Raw genomic sequence first — 23,511 nt, forward strand, 5'->3', positions numbered from 1 at the left:
CGCCATTCAGGTGCGGGCGACTTCGCGCAGCGTCACGAATTCTTCCGCGCTGGTCGGATGAATGCCTATCGTCGCATCGAACTGCGCCTTGGTCGCGCCGCATTTGAGCGCCACGGCAAAGCCCTGGATGATTTCGCCGGCTTCGGCGCCGACCATGTGCGCGCCGACCACGCGGTCGGTGGCATCTTCCACGATGAGCTTGACCATGGTGCGCTCGCTGCGGCCAGAAAGGCTGTGCCGCAGCGGCCGGAAGTCGCTGCGGTAGATGCGCACCGCGCCATGTTTTTCGCGTGCCGCCTCCTCGGAAAGGCCCACGGTGCCGATCGGCGGATGGGTGAAGACGGCGGTCGGGATGTTGGCGTAGTCCATCGCCCGCGCCGGCTTGCCGGGCAGCGGGCCGTAGAGGTGGTCGACCAGCGCCATCGCTTCGGCCAGTGCCACGGGCGTGAGCTCCATGCGCCCCACCACGTCGCCCAGCGCGTAGATGCCGGGCACGCTGGTGGCAAAGTGCGCATCCACGGCGATGGTGCCGCCCTCGGACTGGCGTACGCCGGCGGCGTCCAGGCCAAGGCCTTCGGTGTTGGCGCGCCGGCCGGTGGCGTAGAGCACCACGTCGGCATCCAGCGTGGTGCCATCGCGCAGGTGCATGCGGCGCGCACCGTCCACGGCCTCGATGCGTTCCACGCCGGCGCGCACGCGGATGTCGACGCCGGCCTTGCGCATTTCTTCGGCGGCGAAGTTGCGCACCTCGCCATCAAAGCCGCGCAGGACCTGTTCGCCGCGGTACAGCAGTGTCACCGTGCTGCCCATGCCGTGGAAGATGCTGGCGAATTCGCAGGCGATGTAGCCGCCGCCCACCACCGCCAGCCGCCGGGGAAAGCGTGGCAGGTCAAAGATGTCGTCCGAGGTGACGGCGAGTTCCCGCCCCGGCAACTCGGGCACCCAGGGCGTGCCGCCGGTGGCGATCAGGATGGCGGCGGCGCTGTGCTGCGTCACGCGGCCGTCGTCGTGGCGCACCTGTACCGTGTGCGCGTCCACCAGGCTGGCGTGGCCCTGCATGCGATCCACCTTGGCGCCCGTCATGAGGTTTTCATAGATGGCGTTGAGGTTGGCGATGGATTGGGCGCGGTTGCGCTTGAGCGTGTCCCAGTCCAGCGCGGGCTCGCCCGGGATGTTCCAGCCATAGCCGCGCGCGTCGGCAAAGCCCTCGGCGTATTCGGCGGCGTAGCTGTAGAGCTTCTTGGGAATGCAGCCCACGTTCACGCAGGTGCCGCCCATGCGCCCGCTCTCCGCCATCCCCACGCGCACGCCGCGCTGGCCGGCAAAGCGTGCGGCGCGCACGCCGCCCGAGCCGCCGCCAATCACGAAAAGGTCAAAGTCAAAATCCGCCATCTGCCTGCTTCCTGTGAACGATGGGAACAGTGTAGGGCGTGCGGGCAATGCCGGTGGTTCAGAATGGCGGTCTGCCCACAACCTGCGCCGCGCGCGCCCTGGAGGAGACGAGCATGCACCTCACCCGCACCATCCTGCCCGTTGCGCTGGCCCTCGCCACCCTGGCCGTGGCGCAGGCCGCCGACGTGAGGCTGCGCCCCGGCCTGTGGGAGATGCAGAGCACGGTGAAGACGTCCAGCGGCCAGGTGGAGGCCGCGATGGCAAAAATGCAGGAGCAGCTGGCCAGCATGCCGCCAGCGCAGCGCAAGCAGATGGAGCAGATGATGGCGCAGCGCGGCATGAGCCTGCCCGGCGCCGCCGAGGGCGGCGGCACGGCCACGGCGCTGAAGGTCTGCATGACGCAGAAAGACGTGGACATGGACAACATCCCCACCCAGGAGGGTTGCACGCACAAGGTCACCCGCGCGGGGCCGGGCCAGCTCACGATGAGTTTTCAGTGCGAGGGCAAGGCGGGGCAGCCGCCGTCTTCGGGCGAAGGCACGATGACGATAGAGAGCCCGACCGCCTTCAGCGGCCGGCACCGGATGCATACCCAGGTCCAGGGCAAGCCCGAGCAGATGGACATGACGCAAAAGGGCCGCTGGCTGTCGGCGGACTGCGGGCAGGTCAAGCCGCTGCGCCAGGAGCGATGAAGAACCCCTGGTACTTCCCCGGCAGCTACTGGTTTCCCGTGGCGGCGCTGCACGCCGCCATCACCCTGCCGTGGTCGGTGCTGGGGCAGCTGGGCATGGTGCCTGCGCCGCTCTCGCTGCAGACGGGCCTGGGCCATGCGCACGAGATGATCTTCGGCTACGCGCTGGCCGTGGTGGCGGGCTACACGCTGGTGCCGGGCAGTGCAAGAAAATCCTGGATCCTGCTCGGCGTCTGGCTGGCGGCGCGCATCGCCTTTGTGCTGGCGCCGCAGGGCAGCCTGGCGTTTGCGCTCGATGGCCTGTTCGTGCTCGGCCTGGCGGGTCTGGTGGCGCCGATCTACCTCAGGGCAAGCAAATGGAGCAATCGCTCGGTCGGGCTGATCGTCGGCGCGCTGGCGGCTGCGGCGTTTGCATTTCACGCGCTGCCGCCGCTCGCGGTGCATCAGGCGGTGCTTGCCGCCGTGCTGCTGCTGAGCATGCTGATGTTCTTCATGGGCGGGCGCATTCTGGCGCCGGCCGTCGCCGGGCATGTGCGCCGCAAGCACGCGCCCATCGAGCATGTGGTGCAGCCCGGCCTGGAAGTGGCGGTGCTGGCGCTGCTGGCGGCGGGCATCGCCTGCCTGCTGCTGCCCTCATGGGCGCCGCGCGCAGGGGCGGTGTTGCTGCTGGCGGCGGCGCTGCTCGCATTGGTGCGCATGGCGCGCTGGCACTTCTGGCTGTGCCATGACCAGCCCGATCTGGTGGCGCTGCTGGCGGGCTATCTCTGGCTGATCGCGGGCTGGACGCTGGTCGCGCGGGCCGTGCTTTCGGGCCATCCCGTGACCACGGCGCTGCACGCCATCACCGTCGGTGCGCTGGGCACACTGACGTTTGGCGTGATGCTGCGCACGCAGATGTTTCGCGCGACAAGCGACACCAATCACCTGCCCTGGGCCTATGCCGGGGTGTTGCTGCTGACATTGGCGGGGCTGCTGCGCCTGGGCACTGCGGCAAGCGGCGCGCTGCTGGCGTTGGCGGCGGCGTGCTGGACGCTGGCCTATGCGCTGCTGTTCGTGCTGCTGCTGTGGCTGATCAGGCAGGCGTTCGGGCGCATCGGCGGCAGCGGCCCAGGCCGTGGTGCGCGGGCAAGCTACCGCCGCACGCGGCAGGACGCGCGGCGGCAACGCGGCGCGTGATACGCTGCACGGCATGGCCCGGTATGGGTCTTGCTTGTGCTTACGATGGCGGCCTGCGCGATGCATCGGCTGTCACAACACAGAACAAGAGACAAGGGCGGCGACCCATGAACGCATTGCACACCTGGCGCACCTCGTGGTTCGCCCATCCGCTGCAGGGGCAGAGCGAGCGCGACGGCATTGCCGAACACGAGGTGCTGCTGGCCGTCTGGCTGGCCTTTTTCGGGCTGCTGGTGTTTGCCAGCTGGCTGCTCTGGCGCCTGGGCGTGTGGCAGATGCTGGTGGCGGCCGATCCCACCTTGCTCACGGTGGTGATCCTGGTCATTTTTACCGCTGCCACGCTCTGGGTGGGGCGGCGCAGCTATCTTTTATCGCGCCAGCACGCCTGGCTGGCCGAGGCGCGCCAGCTGCTGCAGGGGCCGGCGCCCCAGGCCGCAACCCTGCTCACGACGCTGCGGGCGCAGCCGCAATCCTGGGTGCAGTGCTACCTGGCGGATGTGATCGCCAAGGGCCCGGGCCACTGGCGCGGCAACGGCCAGCTCACCGAACTGCTGGCGGAAAAGGCCCATGGCGCGCATGAGAGCGCCTGGTGGTTCAACGCCGCGCTGCTCAAGCTCGGCCTGCTGGGCAAGGTGATCGGCTTTTCCATCATGGCGCTGGCGCTGGGCAGTCTGGATTCGATCGAGGCGACGCAGACCTCCACGCTGCTCAAGAACCTGACGGCGGGGCTGGGCACGGCGCTGCTCACCACCATGACGGGCCTGGTGGGCAACATCCTGCTGGGCCTGCAGCTCTCGCGCCTGGACCGCGTGGCCGATGCACTCGTCGCCGATGCGCTGGAACTGGCCGAAAACGGCCTGGCGCGGGTTTTCCCTGACCGCTGAGCCTTTGCCGTGGCACTCAAGCGCCGCCAGCGCGAAGCGGAGGTCGATCCGTTTTACGACATCCTGTTCAACATCCTGATCGCGTTCGTGATGCTGTTCATCGTCGCGCTGCTGGCCATCAACCCCAAGGCCAAGAAGGCGGGTGACATTCCGGCCAAGGCTGAATTCATCATCACCGTGGGCTGGGAAGACAACAGCCCCGACGATGTCGATACCTGGGTGCAGGACCCCAAGGGCGATCTGCTCTGGTTTCGCCAGCGCGACGTGGGCCTGATGCACCTGGACCGCGATGACCGCGGCGCGGCCAACAACTCCGTCATCGTCAATGGCCGCACCATCAGCAACCCCATCCGCCAGGAAATCGCCACGCTGCGCGGCGTGATGCCCGGCGAATACGTGGTGAATGCGCATTACTACGACTCCAAGGACGGCAAGCCGGTCGATGTTTCCGTGAGTGTCGTCAAGGTCAATCCGCGTGCCGAGATCGTCTATTACGGCACGGTGCAGATCCCGAGCAAGGGCGATGAGCGCACGCTGGTGCGCTTCACCCTCGATGGCGAAGGCAAGGTCACCGACGTCAACACCCTACCCAAAACCATTGTGGAGCGACAAGGGCTATGAACCATTCCCTGCTGCTGCTGACCGTGGCCTATGCGCTGCTGGCCTTTCTGCTGCTTTTCCTGTGCGTCTGGACGCGCTGGCATGTGGCCGTGAAGATCGGGCTGGTGGCACTGGTCACGGTGGCGTATTTCGTCGCCTACGAAGGTTGGCAGGAGAGCCAGGGCTGGCCGGCGCAGGTGCAGCTGCCGCAGCGCTTCGTGCTGCTGGCGGTGGTGACGGAAGAGCCCAGCAGCGAACTGGGCCACAAGGGCAACATCTACCTCTGGGTGAATGCGCTGGAAGACAACAAGCCCGCCGCCCAGCCGCGCGCCTATCGCCTGCCCTACGAAAAAGACCTGCACAGCCTGTTCAACGATGCGATGAAGAAGAGCCGCCAGGGCATCTCGCAGATGGGCACGCTGGAGCCGCCCAGCGGCCCCAGGGGCAAGGGTTTTTCGTGGCTGCAGCCGGGACCTGGCGAGAAGCCCAGGATCAAGATCAGCGACCTGCCGCGCCCGCAACTGCCGGAGAAATGACATGCGGCCACTGCTTGTTTGCGCCACCGCGCTGCTGGGCGCCACGGCATTGACGGCCTGCAAGGCGCCGCCGGATGACCAGAGCTACTTTCCGCTGCATGTCGGCGCGCGCTGGACCTATGCGCTGCGGACCGACATGGCCAAGCCGCCGGTCGATGCCACGCTGGTGCTCTCGGTCGAGCGCAAGGAAACGCTGGACGGCGAAGCGGTGACGGTGCGCCGCAGCGCCTCGGGCGTCGAGTACTACATCCGCGAGGATGGGCGCGGCATGGTTCGCGTCGCCACGCGCACCGATCTGGAGGAGCAGCCGCAGATGGACGAGGCACCGATCCGCATCCTGCCCGCCCGGTTGGACGTGGGCGCGCAGTGGAGTGGCACGGCAGCCCCGGTGCTGCTGCAGCGCGAGCTGGAATTTCCGCACGAGCTCAAGTACGAATACCGCGCCAGCATGACCTACCGCATCGCCGCCATCGATGACACGCTGGAAGTTCCCGCCGGGCGTCTGGGCCCGTGCGTGCGCGTGGAAGGCAGCGGCATGTTCAAAATCTACAAGGATGGCCTCGTGGGGGTTGCGGATCAGACCATCGACTCCACCGAGTGGTACTGCAAGGGCGTGGGCCTGGCCCGCTTTGACCGGGACGAACCCGCCGATTCGCGCATGCTCAAGGGCGGCAAGGTCAGCTACGTGCTGACGGATTACGAGCCCTGAGGCTTGCCTGGCGCGCCCGCCGGCCAGAGTACCGAGGCAATCGCCATCAGGATCAGCACCATCGCGGTGAAGTCCTGCCAGTGCAGCTGCTCTCCCAGTGCCCAGCTGCCGGCGAACACGCCAATCACCGGAATCATCATCACGCTCAGCGTGCTGGCGATCGGCGGCAGCGTGCGCGCGAGGAAGAACCAGGCGGCCTGCGCAAAACCCAGGGCCAGCACCGCGTTGTAGGCCATGGCCAGCGTGGTGGCCATGCCGGGCAGGTGCCACTGGCGGTGCTCCAGCCACCAGGCGAGCGGCGTGATGGCGATCAGGCCCGCCAGCGTCATCCAGAAGGTGAGCGCCAGCAGTGGCACGGGCAGCGTGGAGCGGCGCAGCAGCTGCGTGCCCAGCGCCCATGAAAACGCGGCGCCCAGCATCAGCGCCACGCCACTGGCGCTGCCCGAGAGGCGCGCCATTTCATTCCACAGCAGCAGGGTGACCCCCGCCGCGGCCGCGGCCACGCCCAGCCAGCCGCGCCCGCTCAGCCGATCACGAAAGGCCAACTGCCCGATGACGGCCGAGAAGATCGGCATGGTGTAGCAGAGGATGGCGGCGCGGCCGCTGGAGAGCAGCGGAATCGCCAGGATCATCAGCGCGTTCCAGAGCGCCATGTTGAACAGCGCCAGCAACGCCATGCGGCGCCAGTAGCGCCGCTCGATCACGAAACTGGAGCCTTGCTGCACCAGCACCAGGGCGTAAACCGGCAGGCTCAGCCACAGGGAGGCGACGCGGAAGGTGAGCGGTGGAAAGCCGGTGACGCCGATCTTGAGCACCGGCCAGTTCAGGCCCCAGACCGTGGTGAGCAGTGCCAGCACGATGAGGTGGCGGCGGGAGAAGGCGGGCATGGGGCGCGATTGTGCCTGCTGCTTTGGGGGTGTTGACTCCTACAATCGCGCCCATGGACTTCCTGGACATGCTGCGCGCGGCCGCGCGGCGCAATGATTCGATGCTCTGCGTGGGGCTGGACCCGGATGTGGGCCGCTTTCCCGATGCGCTGCGCGGCGACGGCCAGAAGATCTACGACTTCTGCGCCGCCATCGTCGATGCCACGGCCGATCTGGTCTGCGCCTTCAAGCCGCAGATCGCTTACTTTGCCGCGCAGCGCGCCGAAGACCAGCTCGAACGCCTGATGCAGCACCTGCGCTGCAACGCGCCGCATGTGCCGGTGATCCTGGATGCCAAGCGCGGCGACATCGGCTCCACCGCCGAGCAGTACGCGCGTGAGGCCTTCGAGCGCTATGGGGCGGACGCGGTCACGCTCTCGCCCTTCATGGGGCGCGATTCGATAGCGCCTTATCTGCGCTATCCCGGCAAGGGCGCGTTTCTGCTGTGCCGCACCTCCAACCCCGGCGGCGGCGATCTGCAGGCCCAGCGCCTGGCGGATGTGCCGGGCCAGCCCTTGCTCTACGAGCACCTGGCGCAGCTCGCGCAGGGGCCATGGAACACCCATGGGCAGCTTGGGCTGGTGGTGGGCGCCACCTATCCGGCGGAAATCGAGCGCGTGCGCACGCTGGCACCCACGCTGCCGCTGCTGATTCCGGGCGTGGGCGCGCAAGGCGGCGATGCGCTGGCCACGGTGCGCGCGGGCTGGCGCCCTCATGGTCCGATCGTGGTGAATTCCTCGCGTGCCATCCTCTACGCCTCGGGCGGTGCGGATTTTGCGCCGGCGGCACGCGCCGCGGCGCAGGCCACGCGCGCGCAGCTCAACGCGGCCAAGCCCATTACCTGAGCCGCGCAGGCCCCATGCGCGCCGCCATGGCCGGTGTGATGCCTTCGGCCTGCAGCTGGCTGTCCAGCGGCTCGCCCAGCAGCAGGTTGCGCGCCAGCAGCGCATAGCCTGCGGCCGACTGGATGCCGTAGCCGCCCTGCGCCGCCAGCCAGAAGAAGCCTTCCATTTCGCCGTCCCAGCCGATGACGAACTCGCCATCGGCCACGAAGGAGCGCAGCCCGGCCCAGGCGTGCGAGGGGCGGCGGATGCTGAGCGTGGTCACGGCTTCGATGTTCGCGATGCCGATGGCGACATCCAGCTCTTCGGCCACCACGTCATGCGGCGTGGTCGGGTCGGCATTGGCGGGCGAGCCGAGGAACTGCCCTGCATCGGGCTTGAAATACCAGTGGTCGGCCACGCCGATCGCCGCCGGCCAGGTCTGCGCATCCACGCCTTGCGGCATGGGGAAGGTGAAGGCGGTGCGGCGCTTGGGCACCAGGCCCACGGGCCGGACGCCGGCAGCGCCCGCCAGCACATCGGCCCAGGCACCCGCGGCATTCACCACGGTGCGCGCGGCAACGGCACCGCCATCGGCCAACCGCAGCGTCCAGTGCCCGTCGGCGCGGGTGAGCTGCGTCACTTCGGCGCGCGTGCGCAGGCTGGCGCCCTGGCGGCGCAACCCGCGCAGATAGCCCTGGTGCAGCGCATGCACGTCCATGTCCATCGCGCCCGGGTCCAGCAGCCCGCGCGCCGCCACCTCGGGGCGCAGGCAAGGCAGCAGGCGCAGCAGCGCGTCGTGGCCGAGCGGCGCGAGATCGGGCGAATGCGGCGCCAGTTCCGCCTGCAGCGCGGCCAGCGCATCGAGCTGTCCCCGTGCCGCCACATAGGCCACGCCGCGCGGCGCGAGGACGGGCGTATCCGCAAAGCCTGCCGGAGGCGCCCTGTAGAAAGCGCGGCTGGCGCGGGTGAGTGCGCGGATCGCCTCGGTGCCATAGGTTTCGATGAACAGCGCCGCCGAGCGGCCGGTGCTGTGGTAGCCAGGCTGCTCCTCGCGCTCCAGCAGCAGCACGCTGGCGCCGCTGCCCGCCAGCTGCCAGCCCAGCGATGCGCCCGCCATGCCGGCGCCGACGATGACAAAGTCCCAAGTCTGCATGGTGAATTCCTGAATTGATAGCTATTGACGGTTGATGGATAAGCGCCGGAGACTTGTTTGAATGGTATTTTGCTTTCGGCGGGATACTCTCGGGCATGAACGATACGACGAACACCCCCGCCCGCGTGCTGGCCTTCTGGTTTGAAGAAAGCAGCGCCCAGCAATGGTTTGCCAAGGACGACGCCTTCGATGCCGCGATCCGCACGCGCTTCACCGCCCTGCACGCCCAGGCCGCGCGCGGCGAGCTCTGGCGCTGGCGCGTGGATGCGCCGGGGCGGCTGGCCGAGATCATCGTGCTCGACCAGTTCTCGCGCAACCTGCACCGCGGCAGCGGCGCGGCGTTCGCGCAGGACGCCGTGGCACTGGTGCTGGCGCAGGAGCTGGTGGCGCAGGCGCTGGACATGCACCTGCCCGTGGCGCAGCGCGCGTTTGCCTACCTGCCCTACATGCACAGCGAATCGCTGGCGGTGCAGCACGAATCAATCCGCCTGTACGAGGCGCTGGCGCAGCCCGGCAACCTCGATTTCGCCTACCAGCACCGCGACATCGTCGCGCGCTTTGGCCGCTACCCGCACCGCAACGCGGCGCTGGGGCGCGAGAGCACGGCCGAGGAGATCGCGTTTTTGAAGCAGCCGGGCAGTTCGTTCTGAGTGATTTTTCGCCCAACGCCTTGAGGTTCAGCGTTCGGCGTTGAGCGTTCAGCGTGACATACCGAGGACGCTCAACGTTCAACGTTCAACGCCTTTTCGATGATGCCGCCGCCCAGGCAGACCTCGCCGTCGTAGAGCACGGCGGACTGGCCGGGCGTCACCGCCCATTGGGCCTCTTCGAAGGAAAGCGCAAAGCCGCTGCCCTGCACGTCCGCCAGCGTGCAGGCCGCATCCTGCTGGCGGTAGCGCGTCTTGGCGCTGTAGGCGCCGGGTGCGGGTGCCTGCCCGGCCACCCAGCTCGCGTCCAGCGCCGTGAGCGCGTGCGACAGCAACCATGGATGGTCGTGCCCCTGCACCACGCGCAGCGTGTGCGTGGCCGGCTCCTTGCGCGCGACGAACCAGGGCGCATGATCGCCCCCGCCGCGCGGCGCGCCCTTCTCTTTCACGCCGCCTATGCCCAGGCCCTGGCGCTGGCCCAGCGTGTAGAACGACAGGCCCATGTGGCGCCCCAGCTTTCGGTCCCGGTCGTCGAGGATGGGGCCGGGGTCCTTGGCGATGTAGCGGTTCAGGAAATCGCGAAACGGCCGCTCGCCGATGAAACAGATGCCGGTCGAATCCTTTTTTTTCGCGTTCGGCAGCTTCAGTTCTGCCGCGATGCGCCGCACCTCGCTCTTGTGCAGCGCACCCACGGGGAACAGGGTCTTGGCCAGCTGCGCCTGTGTGAGGCGGTGCAGAAAGTAACTCTGGTCCTTGCCGGGGTCGATGCCCTTGCGCAGCTCGTGCAGGCCGGTGGCCTCGTTCAGACGCACGCGGGCGTAGTGGCCGGTGGCGATCTTCTCGGCGCCCAGGCGCATCGCGTGGTCCAGGAAGGCCTTGAACTTGATCTCGGCGTTGCACAGCACATCGGGGTTGGGCGTGCGCCCGGCCTGGTATTCGCGCAGGAATTCGGCGAATACGCGGTCCTTGTACTCGGCGGCGAAGTTCACATGCTCGATTTCCATGCCGAGCAGGTCGGCGACGCTGGCGGCATCGATGAAATCCTGGCGGCTGGAGCAGTATTCGCTGTCGTCGTCATCCTCCCAGTTCTTCATGAAAATGGCGACGACTTCATGGCCTTGTGCTTTCAGCAGATGGGCGGTGACGGCGGAATCGACCCCGCCCGAGAGGCCCACCACGACGCGGTACTTGTGCATGCGGTGAATTATCCCAAGACGGTCGCGAGGGCGTCAGGCGTAGGCGACAGGCCTGCCCGAGAATCGGCGCAACAAGGAGACCGCCCATGCTCAAGAGAGCCTTTCAGACCATCGTCGCCGCGCTGCTGGTGCTGGTTGCCGCCGTGGCCATCAACACCTTCCTCAAGGGCTCGCGCCAGCTGCAGGTGGCGCCGCTCGCGCCACTTGCCATCGACGAGGCCGCGGCGGCCGAACGGCTGGCGCAGGCGGTGCGGCTCAAGACGGTGTCGTCCGCCACCGACGCGAGCCTGAACGAAGACCAGTTCCTCGCGCTGCATGCGCTGCTGCAAAAGCAGTTCCCCAAGGTGCATGCCACGCTCAAGCGCGAGGTGGTGAACGGACTTTCGCTGCTCTACGCCTGGGAAGGCAAGGACCCCGAGGCGCCCGCCATTTTGCTGGCCGCACACCAGGACGTGGTGCCGATCGCGCCCGGCACCGAGGCGAATTGGCAGGAGCCGCCGTTTGCCGGCATCGTCAAGGACGGCTATATCTGGGGCCGTGGCTCGTGGGACGACAAGGGCAATCTGCTCTCGCAACTTGAGGCCATGGAGATGCTGGTCGCCAGCGGCTGGCAGCCGCCGCGCACCGTGTACCTCGCCTATGGTGCCGATGAGGAAGTCGGCGGCCACCGCGGCGCGGCCCAGCTTGCCGAACTGCTCAAGAGCCGGGGCGTGACGCTGGACTTCGTGATCGACGAGGGCCTGCTGGTGCTCGATGGCGTGCTGCCGGGGCTCAAAGTCCCGGCGGGCGTGATCGGCATTGCCGAGAAGGGCTATATGTCCGTGGTCTTGAAGGCGACGGCCACGCCGGGGCACTCGTCGATGCCGCCCAGGCCGGGCACAAGCGCCATCGGCGGGATGTCGGCCGCTCTCAATGCGCTGGAAACCCACCAGATGCCCGCGGGCTTCACCGGTGTGGCCGGCGAGATGTTCGGCGTGCTGGCGCCCGAGATGGGCGGCTTTTCGCGCGTGGCGCTCTCCAACCTTTGGCTGTTCGGGCCGGTGGTGCGAAAGCAGCTGGAAAACGCCCCCAGCACCAACGCCATGCTGCGCACCACCACGGCCCTCACCATCGTTCATGCCGGCAACAAGGACAACGTGCTGCCCGGCGAGGCCGATGCGACGGTGAACTTCCGCATTCTGCCGGGCGATACGCGGGGCAGCGTGATGGCGCATGTGCACGCCGCTGTGGACAAGGTGGCGGACAAGGCGCACATGAAGATCGAACAGCTGCCCGGCTCCAAGGAGGCCTCCAAGGTGGCCACCACCAGCTCGCGCCAGTACCAGACCTTGAACCGCACCATCCGCGAGGTGTTTCCGGACGCCATCGTCGCCCCCGGCCTGATGGTGGCGGCCACCGATTCGGTGCATTACGAAAGCATGAGCGACCATGTCTTCAAGTTCTCGCCGGTGCGCGCCAACAGCGAGGATCTGAAGCGTTTTCACGGCACGAATGAGCGCCTGTCGGTCAAGGGCTACGCGGATGCGATCCGCTTTTATCACCGCCTGATCACGCAGTTGGAACAGGTTGAGCGGTGAGCGTCTCTGGAATTTCACGCTCAACGCCAAACGCTGAACCTCTTCATGAACGCTCAACGCTCGGATCGACGTGCATGAGTGACAGCGGAAACCGCTGGCCCGCGAGGTAATCCTCCAGGCTTTTGAGCAGCAGCGGGCTGCGATGGCGTTCGCGGCAGGCGCGGATTTCCTGCGCCGTCATCCACACCGTGCGCACGATGCCGGTATCCAGCGGCCGCCAGGCATGGTGCGACAGCAGTTTTCCGCAGAAGGCAAAGCGCAGATAGGTGATGTCCTCGCCGGTGCGCGTCTTGGTGAAGCGGTTGAGATAGATGCCCACCAGCGCCTCGGGTGCGAAATCCCAGGCGGCTTCTTCCAGCACCTCGCGGGCGCAGCCCTGCGCCGGGGATTCGCCGGGCTCCAGGTGCCCGGCCGGGTTGTTGAGCTTGAGGCCGTCGCTGGTCTCTTCTTCCACCAGCAGAAAGCGGCCGTCCTGTTCCAGCACCGCCGCAACGGTGACATGCGGCTTCCACCGATCGATCGCGCCCGACGGCATGCGGTGTGCGTCCTTGCGTCAGCGGAACTTGGGCAGATGGAACTGCGGCGGCACGCCCAGGCGGGTGTTGATGACCCACTGCTGCGCGATCGACAGCAGGTTGTTGGTGAGCCAGTACAGCACCAGACCCGCCGGGAACATGAAGAACATGAAGCTGAACGCCAGCGGCATGATCCACATCATCTTGGCCTGCATCGGGTCGGGCGGCGCGGGGTTGAGCGCGGTCTGCAGCAGCGTGGAGAGCGTCATCAGAATCGGCAGGATGAAGTACGGGTCCTTGGTGGATAGATCCGTCACCCAGCCTATCCACGGCGCATGGCGCATTTCGACGGTGGACAGCAGCACCCAGTACAGCGCGATGAACACCGGAATCTGGATGGCGATCGGCAGGCACCCGCCCAGCGGATTGACCTTTTCCTCGCGGTAGATGGCCATCATCTCCTGCTGCATCTGCTGCGGCTTGTCCTTGAGGCGCGCGCGCATCTCCTGGATGCGCGGGTTCAGCGCCTTCATCTTGGCCATGCTGGAATAGGCCTTGGCGTTGAGCCAGTAGAACGCGAGCTTGAGCAGCACCACCAGGCCGACGATGGACCAGCCCCAGTTGCCCAGCACGCCGTGGATCTTGTCCAGCAGCCAGTACAGCGGCTTGGCCAGGATGGTGAGGTAGCCGTAGTCCTTGATCAGCTCCAGGCCGGGCGCCAGGTTTTCCAGCATCTTCTCCACCTGCGGGCCGACGAACAGGCGCGCATCGATGGCCTTGGTCTGGCCGGGGGCGAGCTCGCCGAACGGCGTGATTTCCTGCACGCGGTAGCAGCAGTCGGGTGCGGGCGCGCCGATGTCGGCGGCGTCCACGCGCAGCTCGCGCGGCGTGCCGTCGGGCAGCAGCCAGGCGGTGGCGAAGTAGTGCTGCACCATCGCGATGTAGCCATCGGTGGCCTCGGCCGGGATGGCGACCTTCTTTTCCTTGATTTCCTTGAAGGTGATCTTCTGGTACTTCTTGGCGCTGGTGTAGACCGCCGGGCCGGTGAAGGTGGAATAGAAGGGCACGGTGCCATCGGGCTGGTTGCCGTCGCGCACCAGCTGCAGGTACAGCTGCGGCGTGACCGGGGCCGTGCCGGTGTTCACCACCTCGTGGCGCACGGCGATGTCGTAGGCGCCGCGCTTGAGGGTGTAGGTCTTGACCAGCTTCACGCCGCCGAGATCGGGCGATTCAAAGCGCACGGTGAGTTCGTTCTCGCCGTCCCTGAGCTCGCGCGGGCCGGGCGCGATGTGCATGAAGGTCTTGTGCGTCGGGAAGGCGCCGCCGATCAGGCCGGTCTGTGCCACGTAGACATGCTTGCTGTCGTCTTCCAGCAGCACGAAGGGCTTGGGATCGTCCTGGCTGCCCTTGTGGTGCAGCAGCTCGCCCCCGACCAGCGAACCGCCCTGGTTGTCGAAGGTCAGCTTGAACAGGTCGGTGGCGACGGTTACCTGCTCATGCGGCACCGCGGGTTCGCCCGTGGCACCCGGGGCCGCGGGGGCGGCGCCAGCGGCGGGCTGCGTGGCAGGGACTGCGTTGCCGGGGCTGGCGGGTGCTGCTGCGGGCGCGGGTGCCGCAGCCGTGCCGGCGGTGGTCTGCACGGTGGGCGAGGGGAAGAAGGTGGCCTGCCTGCCGTTGAAGACCTGCCACTTGTCCCACAGCAGGACCATGGAGAAGCCGAGGATGACCCACAGGATGGTGCGGCGGATGTCGTTCATGGATGGATGTGTCAGGTGTGGTGGGCGTCTTTGGTGCCCGTCCAGCGGGAAAACAGTCGCAGCTCGCGCGGCAGCTCGGCGGGCACCGGGTCGTGGCCCCCGTCGCACCACGGGTGGCAGCGCGCGATGCGCTTGAGCGTGAGGTAGCTGCCCGCGGCGGCGCCGTGCTGCTGCAGTGCCTGCAGCGAATAATTCGAACAGGTGGGCTCAAACCGGCAGCTGCCGCCCAGCCAGGGGCTGAGCACAAGCTGGTAGCCGCGCACCAGCGCCATGAGCAGCCGGCGCATCATGGCCGGGCGGCACGCGCCAGCGTGCGGGCAAAAAGCTGCTCCAGCTCGGCGCGCACCGCACGCTTGAGCGCCACCGATGTGGCGCTCACGAAGGTTGCGCGGTCAAAGGCCGAGCGCAGCCGCACCACATAGGCGGCCTGCGGCAGACGGGCATCCCACTGCCGGGCCAGGGCGTAGATCTGGCGTCGGATGGTGTTGCGCGTCACGGCGCGGCGCGCCCAGCGTTTGGGCACCAGGGCGCCCAAACTGGCGCCCTCCGGCGCAAACAGCGGATGCGGCGACTCCAGCGCCAGGCAATGCAGCGCGAAATGCGCCGTACGGGCAATGGTGCCAGCCGCCATGGTGGCCTGGAACTGGGGACGTGTCTTCAGCCGGTGCATGCGGCAACGGCCTGGGCGGGCGCTGCGCGGGCAGCCTGCCTCAGACGGCCAGGCGCTTGCGGCCCTTGGCGCGGCGGGCGTTGATCACGGCGCGGCCGCCCTTGGTCTTCATGCGCACGAGAAAACCGTGGGTACGGGCGCGGCGCGTCTTCGATGGCTGGTAGGTACGTTTCATGGTCTGTCCTTGGAAGTTCAGTGGCGCTTGGCTCGGCCCCGTGGCCCGCCCCTGGCGAGCCGCGCCGACCCTGGCGCTGCATCAGGCGCTGGCGCCCTCTTGCTTGGTAAGCCCTGAACATTCAGGGAAAACGGGAGATTATCGCAGCTCGTTCACCTCCGCGCAAATATTTTCGCTGTCACTCGCTCCGGGCCGGCTGCGATCGAACCGTTTCCGGGTTGTGGATAACTATGCCGAAGGCTAGAATGGCCGGTCTTGCTTCCGCCTTTCAGACAACTAGAAGAACCGCCCCGATGTACGAGGGACTCCCGCTTTCCCCATCCACCCAGAAGCCGTCCGCAAAGCCTGCGGCGGACGCTGGCGAGCAGCTGTGGCAGGCCTGCCTGACCCTGCTGGCGCAGCAGCTGCCCGAGCAGCAATTCAACACCTGGATCAAGCCGCTCAAGGCGCAGGTGGCGCCTGATTTTTCTCGCGTCACGCTGTTCGTGGCCAATCGCTTCAAGCTTGATTGGGTACGTGTGCAGCACGCCGGCCAGATCGCCGCGGCGCTGCAGGCGGCCTATGGCGAGCCGGTGCAGCTGGAGCTGGCGGTGGCGCCGCACCGCAGCAGTGCTGCCAAGAGGAGCGCGGCCAAGGCCGAGCCGCCAGCGCATGAAGTCGCGCCTGAGCGGCAGGAAGCAGCCGTGCCGCCGCCCTCGGGCTCGGGCTCGCGCCTGAACCCGCAGCTCACCTTCGCCACGCTGGTCGAGGGCACGGCCAACCGCATGGCGCGCTCGGCGGCGATGCATGTCGCGGCGCAGCCCGGGCAGATGTACAACCCGCTCTTCATCTACGGTGGCGTGGGCCTGGGCAAGACGCATTTGATGCACGCCGTGGGCAATCAGCTGCTGGCGGACCGGCCGCATGCCAAGGTGCGCTACATCCACGCCGAGCAGTTCGTCTCCGACGTGGTGCGGGCGGTGCGCCACAACGCGTTCGACGCGTTCAAGGAGGGCTACCACTCGCTCGATCTGCTGTTGATCGACGACGTGCAGTTCTTCGCCAACAAGGATCGCACGCAGGAGGAATTCTTCAACGCCTTCGAGGCGCTGCTGGCCAAGAAGAGCCACATCGTGATGACCAGCGACACCTATCCCAAGGGCCTGGCCAACATCCATGAGCGGCTGGTGTCGCGCTTCGATGCCGGCCTGTCGGTGGCGATCGAGCCGCCCGAACTGGAAATGCGCGTGGCGATTCTCATCAACAAGGCGCAGGCCGAAGGCGCGCAGATGCCCGAGGAGGTGGCGTTCTTCGTCGCCAAGAACGTGCGCTCCAACGTGCGCGAGCTCGAAGGCGCGCTGCGCAAGGTGCTGGCCTATGCGCGCTTCAACCAAAAGGCGATTTCCATCGATGTGGCGCGCGAGGCGCTGCGCGATCTGCTCAGCATCCAGAACCGCCAGATCAGCGTCGAGAACATCCAGAAGACGGTGGCCGACTACTACAAGATCAAGGTCGCCGACATGTACAGCAAGAAGCGCCCGGCCAGCATCGCGCGCCCGCGCCAGATCGCGATGTACCTGGCCAAGGAGCTCACGCAGAAAAGCCTGCCCGAGATCGGCGAGCTCTTTGGCGGACGCGACCACACCACCGTGCTGCACGCGGTGCGCAAGATAGCCGGCGAGCGCCAGCAGTTCACCGAGCTCAACCAGGAGCTGCACGTGCTCGAGCAGACCCTCAAAGGTTGATTGATTCCACTTCCGTCATTCGTTTCACCGAGGTTTACCCGATGATTGTCCTGAAGAGCACCCAAGACAAATTCCTGTCCGTCCTGCAAGCGGTCTCCGGCATCGTCGAGCGCCGCCACACGGTGCCCATCCTGGCCAATGTGCTGATCCAGAAGACCGGCAACGCGCTGCAGTTCACCACCAGCGACCAGGAAATCCAGATCCGCACCACGGTGGAGCTGGGCGGCGACACGGGCGACTTCGCCACCACGGTGGGCGCGCGCAAGCTCATCGACATCCTGAAAACCCTGCCGGGCGATCAGACGGTGAGCCTCGATTCCGGCGCCTCCAAGCTGGTGCTCAAGGGCGGCAAGAGCCGCTTCACCATGCACACCCTGCCAGCCGAAGACTTTCCGTTGGTGCAGGAATCGGCCAACTTCGGCCCCATCTTCAGCGTGCCGCAGAAGGTGCTGAAGGAACTGCTCTCGCAGGTCTCGTTCGCCATGGCGGTGCAGGACATCCGCTATTACCTGAACGGCATCCTGTTCGTCGCCGAGGGCAAGACGCTGTCGCTGGTCGCCACCGACGGCCACCGCCTGGCGTTCACCGCCGCCGAGCTGGAAGTCGAGGTGCCCAAGCAGGAAGTGATCCTGCCGCGCAAGACGGTGCTGGAACTGCAGCGCCTGCTGTCCGACGCCGACGGCGCGATCCAGATGCAGTTCGCCGGCAACCAGGCGCGCTTCACCTTTGGCGGCATGGAATTCGTCACCAAGCTGGTGGAAGGCAAATTCCCCGACTACAACCGCGTGATTCCGCGCAACTACTACAGCAGCATCACGCTGGGGCGTGCGCCGCTGCTGGCCAGTCTGCAGCGCTCGGCCATCATGACGAGCGAGAAATTCAAGGGCGTGCGCCTGAACATCGAACCGGGCAGCCTGCGCGTTTCCAGCAACAACGCCGAGCAGGAAGAGGCGCAGGACGAGCTCGATATCGACTACGGCGGCGAGCCGATCGAGATCGGCTTCAACGTCACCTACCTGATCGACGCCCTGGCCAACATGGGACAGGAGATGGTGCGCATCGACATGCTTGATGGCAACAGCTCCGTGGTGTTCCAGATCCCGGGCAACGAGCGCTTCAAATACGTCGTGATGCCCATGCGGATTTGATAGCTTATAACGCTTGCTGCACAAGCGTTGAAGCCTGATTTTGTTATGAATTTAAAGGGAGACTTTGCGTTTCCCTCCAAGCTGCTGCGATGACCCAAGAGACCCCAGAAAACCACCACGCCGCGCCCGCCGGGCCCGGCAACGCCAGCGGCTACGGCGAATCCGCCATCCAGATCCTCGAAGGCCTGGAGGCGGTGCGCAAACGCCCCGGCATGTACATCGGCGATACGTCGGACGGCACCGGGCTGCACCACCTGGTGTTCGAGGTGGTGGACAACTCCATCGACGAGGCGCTCGCCGGTTATTGCGACGACATCGCCGTCACCATCCATGCCGATGGGAGTTTGAGCGTGACCGACAACGGCCGCGGCATCCCCACCGGCGTGAAGATGGACGACAAGCACGAGCCCAAGCGCTCGGCCGCCGAGATCGCGCTGACCGAGCTGCACGCGGGCGGCAAGTTCAACCAGAACAGCTACAAGGTCTCTGGCGGGCTGCACGGCGTGGGTGTCTCGTGCGTGAATGCGCTTTCCAAATGGCTGCGCCTGACGGTGCGCCGCGACGGCCAGGTGCACCAGATCGAATTCGCGCGCGGCTTCGTGCAGAACCGCGCCATCGAGGTGGTCGATGGTTTCGAGACCTCGCCGATGAAGATCACCGGCAGCACCGAAGACCGCGGCACGGCGGTGCGCTTTCTGCCCGACGTGGAGATCTTCGGCGACAACCACGACTTCCACTACGAAACCCTGGCCAAGCGCCTGCGCGAGCTCTCCTTCCTGAACAACGGCGTGCGCATCCGCCTGATCGACGAGCGCACCGGCAAGGAGGACGACTTCTCGGGCGCGGGCGGCGTGCTCGGCTTCGTCAAGTTCATCAGCACCGGCAAGAAGGTGCTGCACCCCACGCCGTTTCACGCCAGCGGCACGCGCCCGGCCGAAACCTATGGCGGCATCCCCGGCACCGAGATCGGCGTCGAAGTGGCGATGCAGTGGAACGACGGCTACAACGAACAGGTGCTCTGCTTCACCAACAACATCCCGCAGCGCGACGGCGGCACCCACCTCACCGGCCTGCGCGCCGCGATGACGCGCGTGATCGGCAAATACATCGCCGACAACGAATTCGCCAAGAAGGCCAAGGTGGATGTGACCGGCGACGACATGCGCGAAGGCCTGTGCTGCGTGCTCTCGGTGAAAGTGCCCGAGCCCAAATTCAGCAGCCAGACCAAGGACAAATTGGTCAGCAGCGAAGTGCGCGCACCGGTGGAAGACATCGTCGGCAAGCTGCTGACCGACTACCTCGAAGAAAAACCGCAGGACGCCAAAATCCTCTGCGGCAAGATCGTCGAAGCCGCCCGCGCCCGCGAAGCCGCCCGCAAGGCGCGCGAGATGACGCGGCGCAAAGGGGTTCTGGACGGCATGGGCATGCCCGGCAAGCTCGCGGACTGCCAGGAAAAAGACCCGGCGCTGTGCGAGATCTACATCGTCGAGGGTGATTCGGCCGGCGGCAGTGCCAAACAGGGGCGCGACCGCAAGTTCCAGGCCATCCTGCCGCTGCGCGGCAAGATCCTGAACGTGGAGAAGGCGCGCTATGAAAAGCTGCTCTCCAGCCAGGAAATCATCACGCTCATCACCGCGCTGGGCACCGGCATAGGCAAGGCCGCGAGCGAGGACGACTTCGGCAATGGCAACGGCAAGAGCGGCGCGGACGATTTCGACATCGCCAAGCTGCGCTACCACCGCGTGATCCTGATGACCGACGCCGACGTGGACGGCGCGCACATCCGCACGCTGCTGCTCACCTTCTTCTACCGCCAGATGCCCGAGCTGGTTGAGCGCGGCCATGTCTACATCGCGCAGCCGCCGCTCTACAAGGTGAAGAACGGCAAGGAAGAGCTCTACCTGAAAGACGGCCCGGCGCTGGACCAGTTCCTGCTGCGCGTGGCGCTGGTGGGCGCGAGCGTGAGCACCGGCGGCACCGCGCCGCGCGTGCTCGAAGGCACGGAGCTGGCCGATCTGGCGCGCCAGCACCAGCGCATGGAGGCCATCATCGAGCGCCTTTCCGCCTACATGGACGCCGAGGCCCTGCGCGCCGTCGCCGATGGCGTGGTGCTGGACCTCTCCAGCATGGAGGCTGCGCAGGACAGTGCCGAAAAACTCCAGGCCAAGCTGCGCGAGCTCGACCACGCCGGCACCGAGGCCGAAGTGACTGCGGAGACCGACCCGCGCCACGGCGGCCTCTTGCTGCGTATCAGCCGCCACCACCACGGCAACGTCAAGAGCAGCGTGCTACCGCAGGATTTCGTCGCCGGCAGCGATTACGAAGTGCTGGCCGAGGGCGCCAAAAGCTTTGACCAATTGCTGGGTGAAGGCGCGCGCGTGATGCGCGGCGAGGGCGACAGGAAAAAAGAGGAAAAGGTGGCTGACTTCAGGCAGGCCATGCGCTGGCTGCTCTCGGAAGCAGAGCGCACCACCAGCCGCCAGCGCTACAAGGGCCTGGGTGAAATGAACCCCGAGCAGCTCTGGGAGACCACCATGGACCCCACCACCCGCCGCATGCTGCGCGTGCAGGTGACCGATGCGGTGGAAGCCGACCAGGTCTTCACCATGCTCATGGGCGACGACGTGGAGCCCAGGCGCGAGTTCATCGAGACCAACGCGCTGCACGCGGGCAATATCGACGTGTGACGCGCCTGTAGATGAACCCATAAGCCCGGTATTTAGCTGTGGCTGCCGACGCCGCCCTGTAAATCACGGTTTCAGCCAGTCAAAGCGCGCTTGCAGCGGCGAACCTCACCGCGCCGCCTCCAGGGCCCGCAACGCCACCAGCGCCCCCATGGCCAAGCCCACGTCCAGAGAATCGGCCACCCCCGCCTCGCGCGGGTTGATGCGGACGAGGCGTGCGCCCTGCGCCTTGAAATCCCGGCACACCCCGGCCGCAAATTGGCGCACCGTGCCGATCGCCGTGCCGGCGCCTATCTCTATCACCACCGGTTTGAGCCCCTGCGCCTGCAGCCGTGCCATCCACGCCTGCCGTGCACCGGCCTGTGGCTGCCGACGCGCCGGGTTCCAGTCCCAGTCCTCGAACATCATGATGTTGGGCCGCGCCACCCCGCCGCAATGCGGGCAGCGGGGCAGTTCGCCGCGCCACTGGCAGCGCGCGGCATCCACGTCGGGCACGATGTCGCTGGCCGGCCAGATCGCATCGCAACAGGCCCGGGCGCATTGCAGATGGTGGATGGAGCCGTGGCATTCCTCTACCAGGCCAGGCTCGAAGCCCGCCTTCTGGAACTGCCCATCCACATTGCTGGTGAACACCCAGCCGCCGCCCGGCATGGCGCTGGCCCAGCGGCGCAGCAGCGCGAAACCCTCGTGCGGCACCGTGTCGCGGTACAGCTGCAGGCGGTGGCCGTAAAAGCCCCAGGCCAGGCGCGGGTCGCGCTTGAAGTTCTCGCCGCTCGCCACCTCGGCAAAACCCATGCCCGCCTGCGCCAGCACCGGGTAGGCACGCCAGAACCCGGCATTGCCGCGAAAGTCCGGCAGGCCCGAATCCACCCCCATGCCCGCACCGGCGCACACCACCAAGGCATCCGCCTCGCGGATCAGTCGGGCGGCTCGGGCGATGGCGGCATGCAGGTCGGACATGGATGGCTCCGTGGTGGGCGGTTCTTGATGCGGCGATGGTAGGAGGCGAAGCGACAAAACACGTCGTTCAAATCAAATTGACGCTTTTGCGGTCTGCACATCCAAACGCGACACATTTCGTCGCATGCAAACCTAAGATAGCTTCCATACCCCCACGAGAGGACACACCATGCCCATCGCCAACGTCATCCAGCGCGGCTCCCTCATCTACGTCTACAACGAAAGAAACCAGGTGATGTACGCCAGATCCGCAGGGCATGGCCCCAACGATGGGCTCAAGGGCTACACCAGCCAGTTCGTCAACGTCCAGATCGGCAAACTCATCTACACCTACAACGACAAAGGCCAGACCGTCAGCGCCAGGAATGCCTGACAGGCCCACATTGCCAGAAAACATCTACCGAACGATCTCTTAAAAAATGCCCACGCAAACCGACCGCATCGAAGAAACCAACACTATCAAAAACCACGACCCCCAGCCCTTGCTCACCCAGCACCTGGAGCACATGCTGCACGACCTCGACCCCATGGGGACATGCTGCCGCCTCATCCTCAACATCGAGGATGAATACCGGTTGGAAGCACCGCACATCGCCCGCTTGCTGACGACCGGCGTGCCATTGCACGACGCCGTTTGCCAGGTGTTCGACGAATGTTTCTGGGAGGACTGCCTGAAGAACCGCTTGGGTTATGAAGGGTTGCGCGCCCTGATCGCCTCGCTCGCCCGAGGGTTGAAGCGCCTATCGAGCGCGCAGGACGACATGCTCACCCGCCACGCCATGCTATTTCAGTACATCCTGCCCGACCTCGCCGCCGAAGACCTGGGTTGGTCCTACGCCCGCTTCATGCAGATCGCCCCCGAGCCGCTGAACCCCGACGCCGCCTTCGACGGACCGACGGGACGCGCCGGTCTGCTGACGATCGATGTGGACGCCCTGCCGGACGACCCATCGGACGACACTAGCGACACCAGCGATGCAATTCAATCGGAAGCCGCCCCCGAGCCCTACATCCCCAGCCCCGACGAGCCAGACGCTGCCGGTGACATGCACTGGTTGCATGCCCTGCTGTTTGAAAAAACCCGCCGCCGCACCCCGCCCGAGCAGCTGCTGAGTTACCCGCAGTTCCTGCAGCAGGTACGCGCGCGCCACGGTGCGGGTGCTTGAGCATTTTCCGCACCCGCTCGCCCCACCTGAGCCATGCCCCGTCCGTTCTTCCGCAAGGCATTCGAGCACTGGCTGGCCGGCAACCGCGCCCGCTTCGCCCACCCGCCCCGCATCACGGAGCGCCGCAAGGGCCACCTCACTCTGGTGTTTCAGGGCATCACGCCCAAAATCACCTGCAGCATCAACAAAACCGGCGTGTGCATCGCGGTGGAGCACGAAGGCGAGTGCGTGGACCTGATCGCCAACTTTGACATCGCGCCGCGCCGCGACGGCGCGGGCCACTACTTCTGCGCGATGTGCCCCGAGCCGGAATACTTCGATTCAAGACGGGCGCTGTGGGAAGGCCATTGCTTCGAGCCGTTGCTGGAGTGGGTAAACCGGGAGTTGCGTGCGGAGCAGTG

General features: G+C 66.5%; 25 protein-coding genes. 15 read left to right on the forward strand and 10 right to left on the reverse strand.

Translation table 11 applies throughout. The features are described 5' to 3' along the window. Window positions 1-6: 6 nt before the first annotated feature. Complete coding sequence (gene gorA, locus K320_RS0109065) at window positions 7-1,392, reverse strand: glutathione-disulfide reductase (RefSeq protein WP_024538522.1); 1,386 nt, start codon at window positions 1,390-1,392, stop codon at window positions 7-9. Window positions 1,393-1,505: 113 nt separating this feature from the next. Between gorA and K320_RS0109070 the strand changes: the two genes are divergently transcribed. The 6 genes from K320_RS0109070 to K320_RS0109095 all read left to right on the forward strand — a co-directional run bounded on the left by K320_RS0109070 (window position 1,506) and on the right by K320_RS0109095 (window position 5,988). Next, entirely contained in the window at window positions 1,506-2,084 is a 579-nt protein-coding gene (locus K320_RS0109070; protein ID WP_029695982.1) for a DUF3617 domain-containing protein, read from the forward strand. Next, a complete protein-coding gene (locus tag K320_RS0109075) occupies window positions 2,081-3,259 on the forward strand; it encodes an NnrS family protein (protein WP_024538524.1) in 1,179 nt (392 codons plus the stop codon). Before K320_RS0109070 ends, K320_RS0109075 begins: the two co-directional genes overlap by 4 nt. 107 nt (window positions 3,260-3,366) lie before the next feature. After that, window positions 3,367-4,143, forward strand: coding sequence for a hypothetical protein (locus K320_RS0109080; RefSeq protein ID WP_024538525.1), 777 nt, complete (start codon window positions 3,367-3,369; stop codon window positions 4,141-4,143). Window positions 4,144-4,152: 9 nt separating this feature from the next. Beyond that, the gene (locus K320_RS0109085; protein ID WP_024538526.1) at window positions 4,153-4,764 is read left to right on the forward strand and encodes a hypothetical protein; all 612 of its coding nucleotides are present in this window, start codon (window positions 4,153-4,155) and stop codon (window positions 4,762-4,764) included. Continuing rightward, the gene (locus K320_RS0109090) at window positions 4,761-5,279 is read left to right on the forward strand and encodes a hypothetical protein (RefSeq protein ID WP_024538527.1); all 519 of its coding nucleotides are present in this window, start codon (window positions 4,761-4,763) and stop codon (window positions 5,277-5,279) included. The genes K320_RS0109085 and K320_RS0109090 overlap by 4 nt, the downstream gene beginning before the upstream one ends. Before the next feature lies 1 nt (window position 5,280). Beyond that, entirely contained in the window at window positions 5,281-5,988 is a 708-nt protein-coding gene (locus K320_RS0109095; RefSeq protein WP_024538528.1) for a hypothetical protein, read from the forward strand. On the opposite strand, the gene K320_RS0109100 is transcribed toward K320_RS0109095, so the two are convergent. Next, window positions 5,976-6,875: a DMT family transporter gene (locus tag K320_RS0109100; RefSeq protein WP_024538529.1), complete on the reverse strand. Its 900-nt coding sequence runs from the start codon at window positions 6,873-6,875 to the stop codon at window positions 5,976-5,978. The two genes, K320_RS0109095 and K320_RS0109100, sit on opposite strands and share 13 nt — an antisense overlap. A gap of 53 nt (window positions 6,876-6,928) precedes the next feature. On the opposite strand from K320_RS0109100, the gene pyrF reads away from it, so the two are divergent. Then, window positions 6,929-7,759 (forward strand): orotidine-5'-phosphate decarboxylase, encoded by an 831-nt coding sequence (gene pyrF / locus K320_RS0109105; RefSeq protein WP_024538530.1) that lies wholly within the window; start codon window positions 6,929-6,931, stop codon window positions 7,757-7,759. Here the strand turns inward: pyrF and K320_RS0109110 are convergent. Then, window positions 7,752-8,891 (reverse strand): NAD(P)/FAD-dependent oxidoreductase, encoded by a 1,140-nt coding sequence (locus tag K320_RS0109110; RefSeq protein WP_024538531.1) that lies wholly within the window; start codon window positions 8,889-8,891, stop codon window positions 7,752-7,754. The two genes, pyrF and K320_RS0109110, sit on opposite strands and share 8 nt — an antisense overlap. A gap of 95 nt (window positions 8,892-8,986) precedes the next feature. On the opposite strand from K320_RS0109110, the gene K320_RS0109115 reads away from it, so the two are divergent. Further along, window positions 8,987-9,541, forward strand: a complete 555-nt coding sequence (locus K320_RS0109115) for a DUF924 family protein (RefSeq protein ID WP_024538532.1) — start codon at window positions 8,987-8,989, stop codon at window positions 9,539-9,541. 71 nt (window positions 9,542-9,612) lie between these two features. Here the strand turns inward: K320_RS0109115 and mnmA are convergent, their stop codons facing one another. Next, window positions 9,613-10,734: a tRNA 2-thiouridine(34) synthase MnmA gene (gene mnmA, locus K320_RS0109120; RefSeq protein ID WP_024538533.1), complete on the reverse strand. Its 1,122-nt coding sequence runs from the start codon at window positions 10,732-10,734 to the stop codon at window positions 9,613-9,615. A gap of 86 nt (window positions 10,735-10,820) precedes the next feature. On the opposite strand from mnmA, the gene K320_RS0109125 reads away from it, so the two are divergent. Beyond that, on the forward strand, window positions 10,821-12,311 hold the full coding sequence (locus tag K320_RS0109125) for a M20 family peptidase (RefSeq protein WP_024538534.1): 1,491 nt from the start codon (window positions 10,821-10,823) through the stop codon (window positions 12,309-12,311). A 43-nt stretch (window positions 12,312-12,354) separates the two neighbouring features. On the opposite strand, the gene K320_RS0109130 is transcribed toward K320_RS0109125, so the two are convergent. Genes K320_RS0109130 through rpmH form a run of 5 tightly spaced genes read right to left on the reverse strand, consistent with a single transcriptional unit; the run spans window position 12,355 to window position 15,428 of the window. Then, complete coding sequence (locus tag K320_RS0109130) at window positions 12,355-12,846, reverse strand: NUDIX hydrolase (RefSeq protein WP_024538535.1); 492 nt, start codon at window positions 12,844-12,846, stop codon at window positions 12,355-12,357. An 18-nt stretch (window positions 12,847-12,864) separates the two neighbouring features. Further along, window positions 12,865-14,583 (reverse strand): membrane protein insertase YidC, encoded by a 1,719-nt coding sequence (yidC, locus tag K320_RS0109135; protein ID WP_024538536.1) that lies wholly within the window; start codon window positions 14,581-14,583, stop codon window positions 12,865-12,867. Between the two features lie 11 nt (window positions 14,584-14,594). Then, a complete protein-coding gene (gene yidD / locus K320_RS0109140; RefSeq protein ID WP_024538537.1) occupies window positions 14,595-14,873 on the reverse strand; it encodes a membrane protein insertion efficiency factor YidD in 279 nt (92 codons plus the stop codon). Further along, window positions 14,870-15,253: a ribonuclease P protein component gene (locus K320_RS0109145; RefSeq protein WP_024538538.1), complete on the reverse strand. Its 384-nt coding sequence runs from the start codon at window positions 15,251-15,253 to the stop codon at window positions 14,870-14,872. The genes yidD and K320_RS0109145 overlap by 4 nt, the downstream gene beginning before the upstream one ends. Before the next feature lie 40 nt (window positions 15,254-15,293). Beyond that, complete coding sequence (gene rpmH, locus K320_RS0109150; protein WP_012207856.1) at window positions 15,294-15,428, reverse strand: 50S ribosomal protein L34; 135 nt, start codon at window positions 15,426-15,428, stop codon at window positions 15,294-15,296. Window positions 15,429-15,721: 293 nt separating this feature from the next. Between rpmH and dnaA the strand changes: the two genes are divergently transcribed. From dnaA to gyrB, 3 genes are all read left to right on the forward strand, one after another. Beyond that, the gene (gene dnaA, locus K320_RS0109155; RefSeq protein WP_024538539.1) at window positions 15,722-17,152 is read left to right on the forward strand and encodes a chromosomal replication initiator protein DnaA; all 1,431 of its coding nucleotides are present in this window, start codon (window positions 15,722-15,724) and stop codon (window positions 17,150-17,152) included. A gap of 41 nt (window positions 17,153-17,193) precedes the next feature. Next, window positions 17,194-18,300, forward strand: coding sequence for a DNA polymerase III subunit beta (gene dnaN, locus K320_RS0109160; protein WP_024538540.1), 1,107 nt, complete (start codon window positions 17,194-17,196; stop codon window positions 18,298-18,300). 89 nt (window positions 18,301-18,389) lie between these two features. Further along, the gene (gene gyrB, locus K320_RS0109165) at window positions 18,390-20,987 is read left to right on the forward strand and encodes a DNA topoisomerase (ATP-hydrolyzing) subunit B (protein ID WP_024538541.1); all 2,598 of its coding nucleotides are present in this window, start codon (window positions 18,390-18,392) and stop codon (window positions 20,985-20,987) included. A 105-nt stretch (window positions 20,988-21,092) separates the two neighbouring features. Here the strand turns inward: gyrB and K320_RS0109170 are convergent, their stop codons facing one another. Beyond that, window positions 21,093-21,944, reverse strand: a complete 852-nt coding sequence (locus tag K320_RS0109170; RefSeq protein ID WP_024538542.1) for an SIR2 family NAD-dependent protein deacylase — start codon at window positions 21,942-21,944, stop codon at window positions 21,093-21,095. Window positions 21,945-22,113: 169 nt separating this feature from the next. Here K320_RS0109170 and K320_RS0109175 point away from each other — a divergent pair, with 169 nt between their 5' ends. The 3 genes from K320_RS0109175 to K320_RS0109185 all read left to right on the forward strand — a co-directional run. Further along, window positions 22,114-22,317 (forward strand): hypothetical protein, encoded by a 204-nt coding sequence (locus K320_RS0109175; protein ID WP_024538543.1) that lies wholly within the window; start codon window positions 22,114-22,116, stop codon window positions 22,315-22,317. Between the two features lie 46 nt (window positions 22,318-22,363). Beyond that, entirely contained in the window at window positions 22,364-23,110 is a 747-nt protein-coding gene (locus tag K320_RS0109180) for a hypothetical protein (protein WP_024538544.1), read from the forward strand. 33 nt (window positions 23,111-23,143) lie between these two features. Continuing rightward, a partial coding sequence (locus K320_RS0109185; protein WP_029695986.1) for a hypothetical protein occupies window positions 23,144-23,511 on the forward strand: 368 nt, incomplete at its 3' end.

Origin of the sequence: Comamonas badia DSM 17552 (genome assembly GCF_000484635.1) — a bacterium.
Taxonomy (GTDB): domain Bacteria; phylum Pseudomonadota; class Gammaproteobacteria; order Burkholderiales; family Burkholderiaceae_C; genus Comamonas_C; species Comamonas_C badia.

Coding starts and splice junctions, on each gene's coding strand:
- gorA (WP_024538522.1), bottom strand. CDS start 1,392: ATGGCGGATTTTGACTTTGACCTTTTCGTGATTGGCGGCGGCTCGGGC.
- K320_RS0109070 (WP_029695982.1), top strand. CDS start 1,506: ATGCACCTCACCCGCACCATCCTGCCCGTTGCGCTGGCCCTCGCCACC.
- K320_RS0109075 (WP_024538524.1), top strand. CDS start 2,081: ATGAAGAACCCCTGGTACTTCCCCGGCAGCTACTGGTTTCCCGTGGCG.
- K320_RS0109080 (WP_024538525.1), top strand. CDS start 3,367: ATGAACGCATTGCACACCTGGCGCACCTCGTGGTTCGCCCATCCGCTG.
- K320_RS0109090 (WP_024538527.1), top strand. CDS start 4,761: ATGAACCATTCCCTGCTGCTGCTGACCGTGGCCTATGCGCTGCTGGCC.
- K320_RS0109095 (WP_024538528.1), top strand. CDS start 5,281: ATGCGGCCACTGCTTGTTTGCGCCACCGCGCTGCTGGGCGCCACGGCA.
- K320_RS0109100 (WP_024538529.1), bottom strand. CDS start 6,875: ATGCCCGCCTTCTCCCGCCGCCACCTCATCGTGCTGGCACTGCTCACC.
- pyrF (WP_024538530.1), top strand. CDS start 6,929: ATGGACTTCCTGGACATGCTGCGCGCGGCCGCGCGGCGCAATGATTCG.
- K320_RS0109110 (WP_024538531.1), bottom strand. CDS start 8,891: ATGCAGACTTGGGACTTTGTCATCGTCGGCGCCGGCATGGCGGGCGCA.
- K320_RS0109115 (WP_024538532.1), top strand. CDS start 8,987: ATGAACGATACGACGAACACCCCCGCCCGCGTGCTGGCCTTCTGGTTT.
- mnmA (WP_024538533.1), bottom strand. CDS start 10,734: ATGCACAAGTACCGCGTCGTGGTGGGCCTCTCGGGCGGGGTCGATTCC.
- K320_RS0109125 (WP_024538534.1), top strand. CDS start 10,821: ATGCTCAAGAGAGCCTTTCAGACCATCGTCGCCGCGCTGCTGGTGCTG.
- K320_RS0109130 (WP_024538535.1), bottom strand. CDS start 12,846: ATGCCGTCGGGCGCGATCGATCGGTGGAAGCCGCATGTCACCGTTGCG.
- yidC (WP_024538536.1), bottom strand. CDS start 14,583: ATGAACGACATCCGCCGCACCATCCTGTGGGTCATCCTCGGCTTCTCC.
- yidD (WP_024538537.1), bottom strand. CDS start 14,873: ATGATGCGCCGGCTGCTCATGGCGCTGGTGCGCGGCTACCAGCTTGTG.
- K320_RS0109145 (WP_024538538.1), bottom strand. CDS start 15,253: ATGCACCGGCTGAAGACACGTCCCCAGTTCCAGGCCACCATGGCGGCT.
- rpmH (WP_012207856.1), bottom strand. CDS start 15,428: ATGAAACGTACCTACCAGCCATCGAAGACGCGCCGCGCCCGTACCCAC.
- dnaA (WP_024538539.1), top strand. CDS start 15,722: ATGTACGAGGGACTCCCGCTTTCCCCATCCACCCAGAAGCCGTCCGCA.
- dnaN (WP_024538540.1), top strand. CDS start 17,194: ATGATTGTCCTGAAGAGCACCCAAGACAAATTCCTGTCCGTCCTGCAA.
- gyrB (WP_024538541.1), top strand. CDS start 18,390: ATGACCCAAGAGACCCCAGAAAACCACCACGCCGCGCCCGCCGGGCCC.
- K320_RS0109170 (WP_024538542.1), bottom strand. CDS start 21,944: ATGTCCGACCTGCATGCCGCCATCGCCCGAGCCGCCCGACTGATCCGC.
- K320_RS0109175 (WP_024538543.1), top strand. CDS start 22,114: ATGCCCATCGCCAACGTCATCCAGCGCGGCTCCCTCATCTACGTCTAC.
- K320_RS0109180 (WP_024538544.1), top strand. CDS start 22,364: ATGCCCACGCAAACCGACCGCATCGAAGAAACCAACACTATCAAAAAC.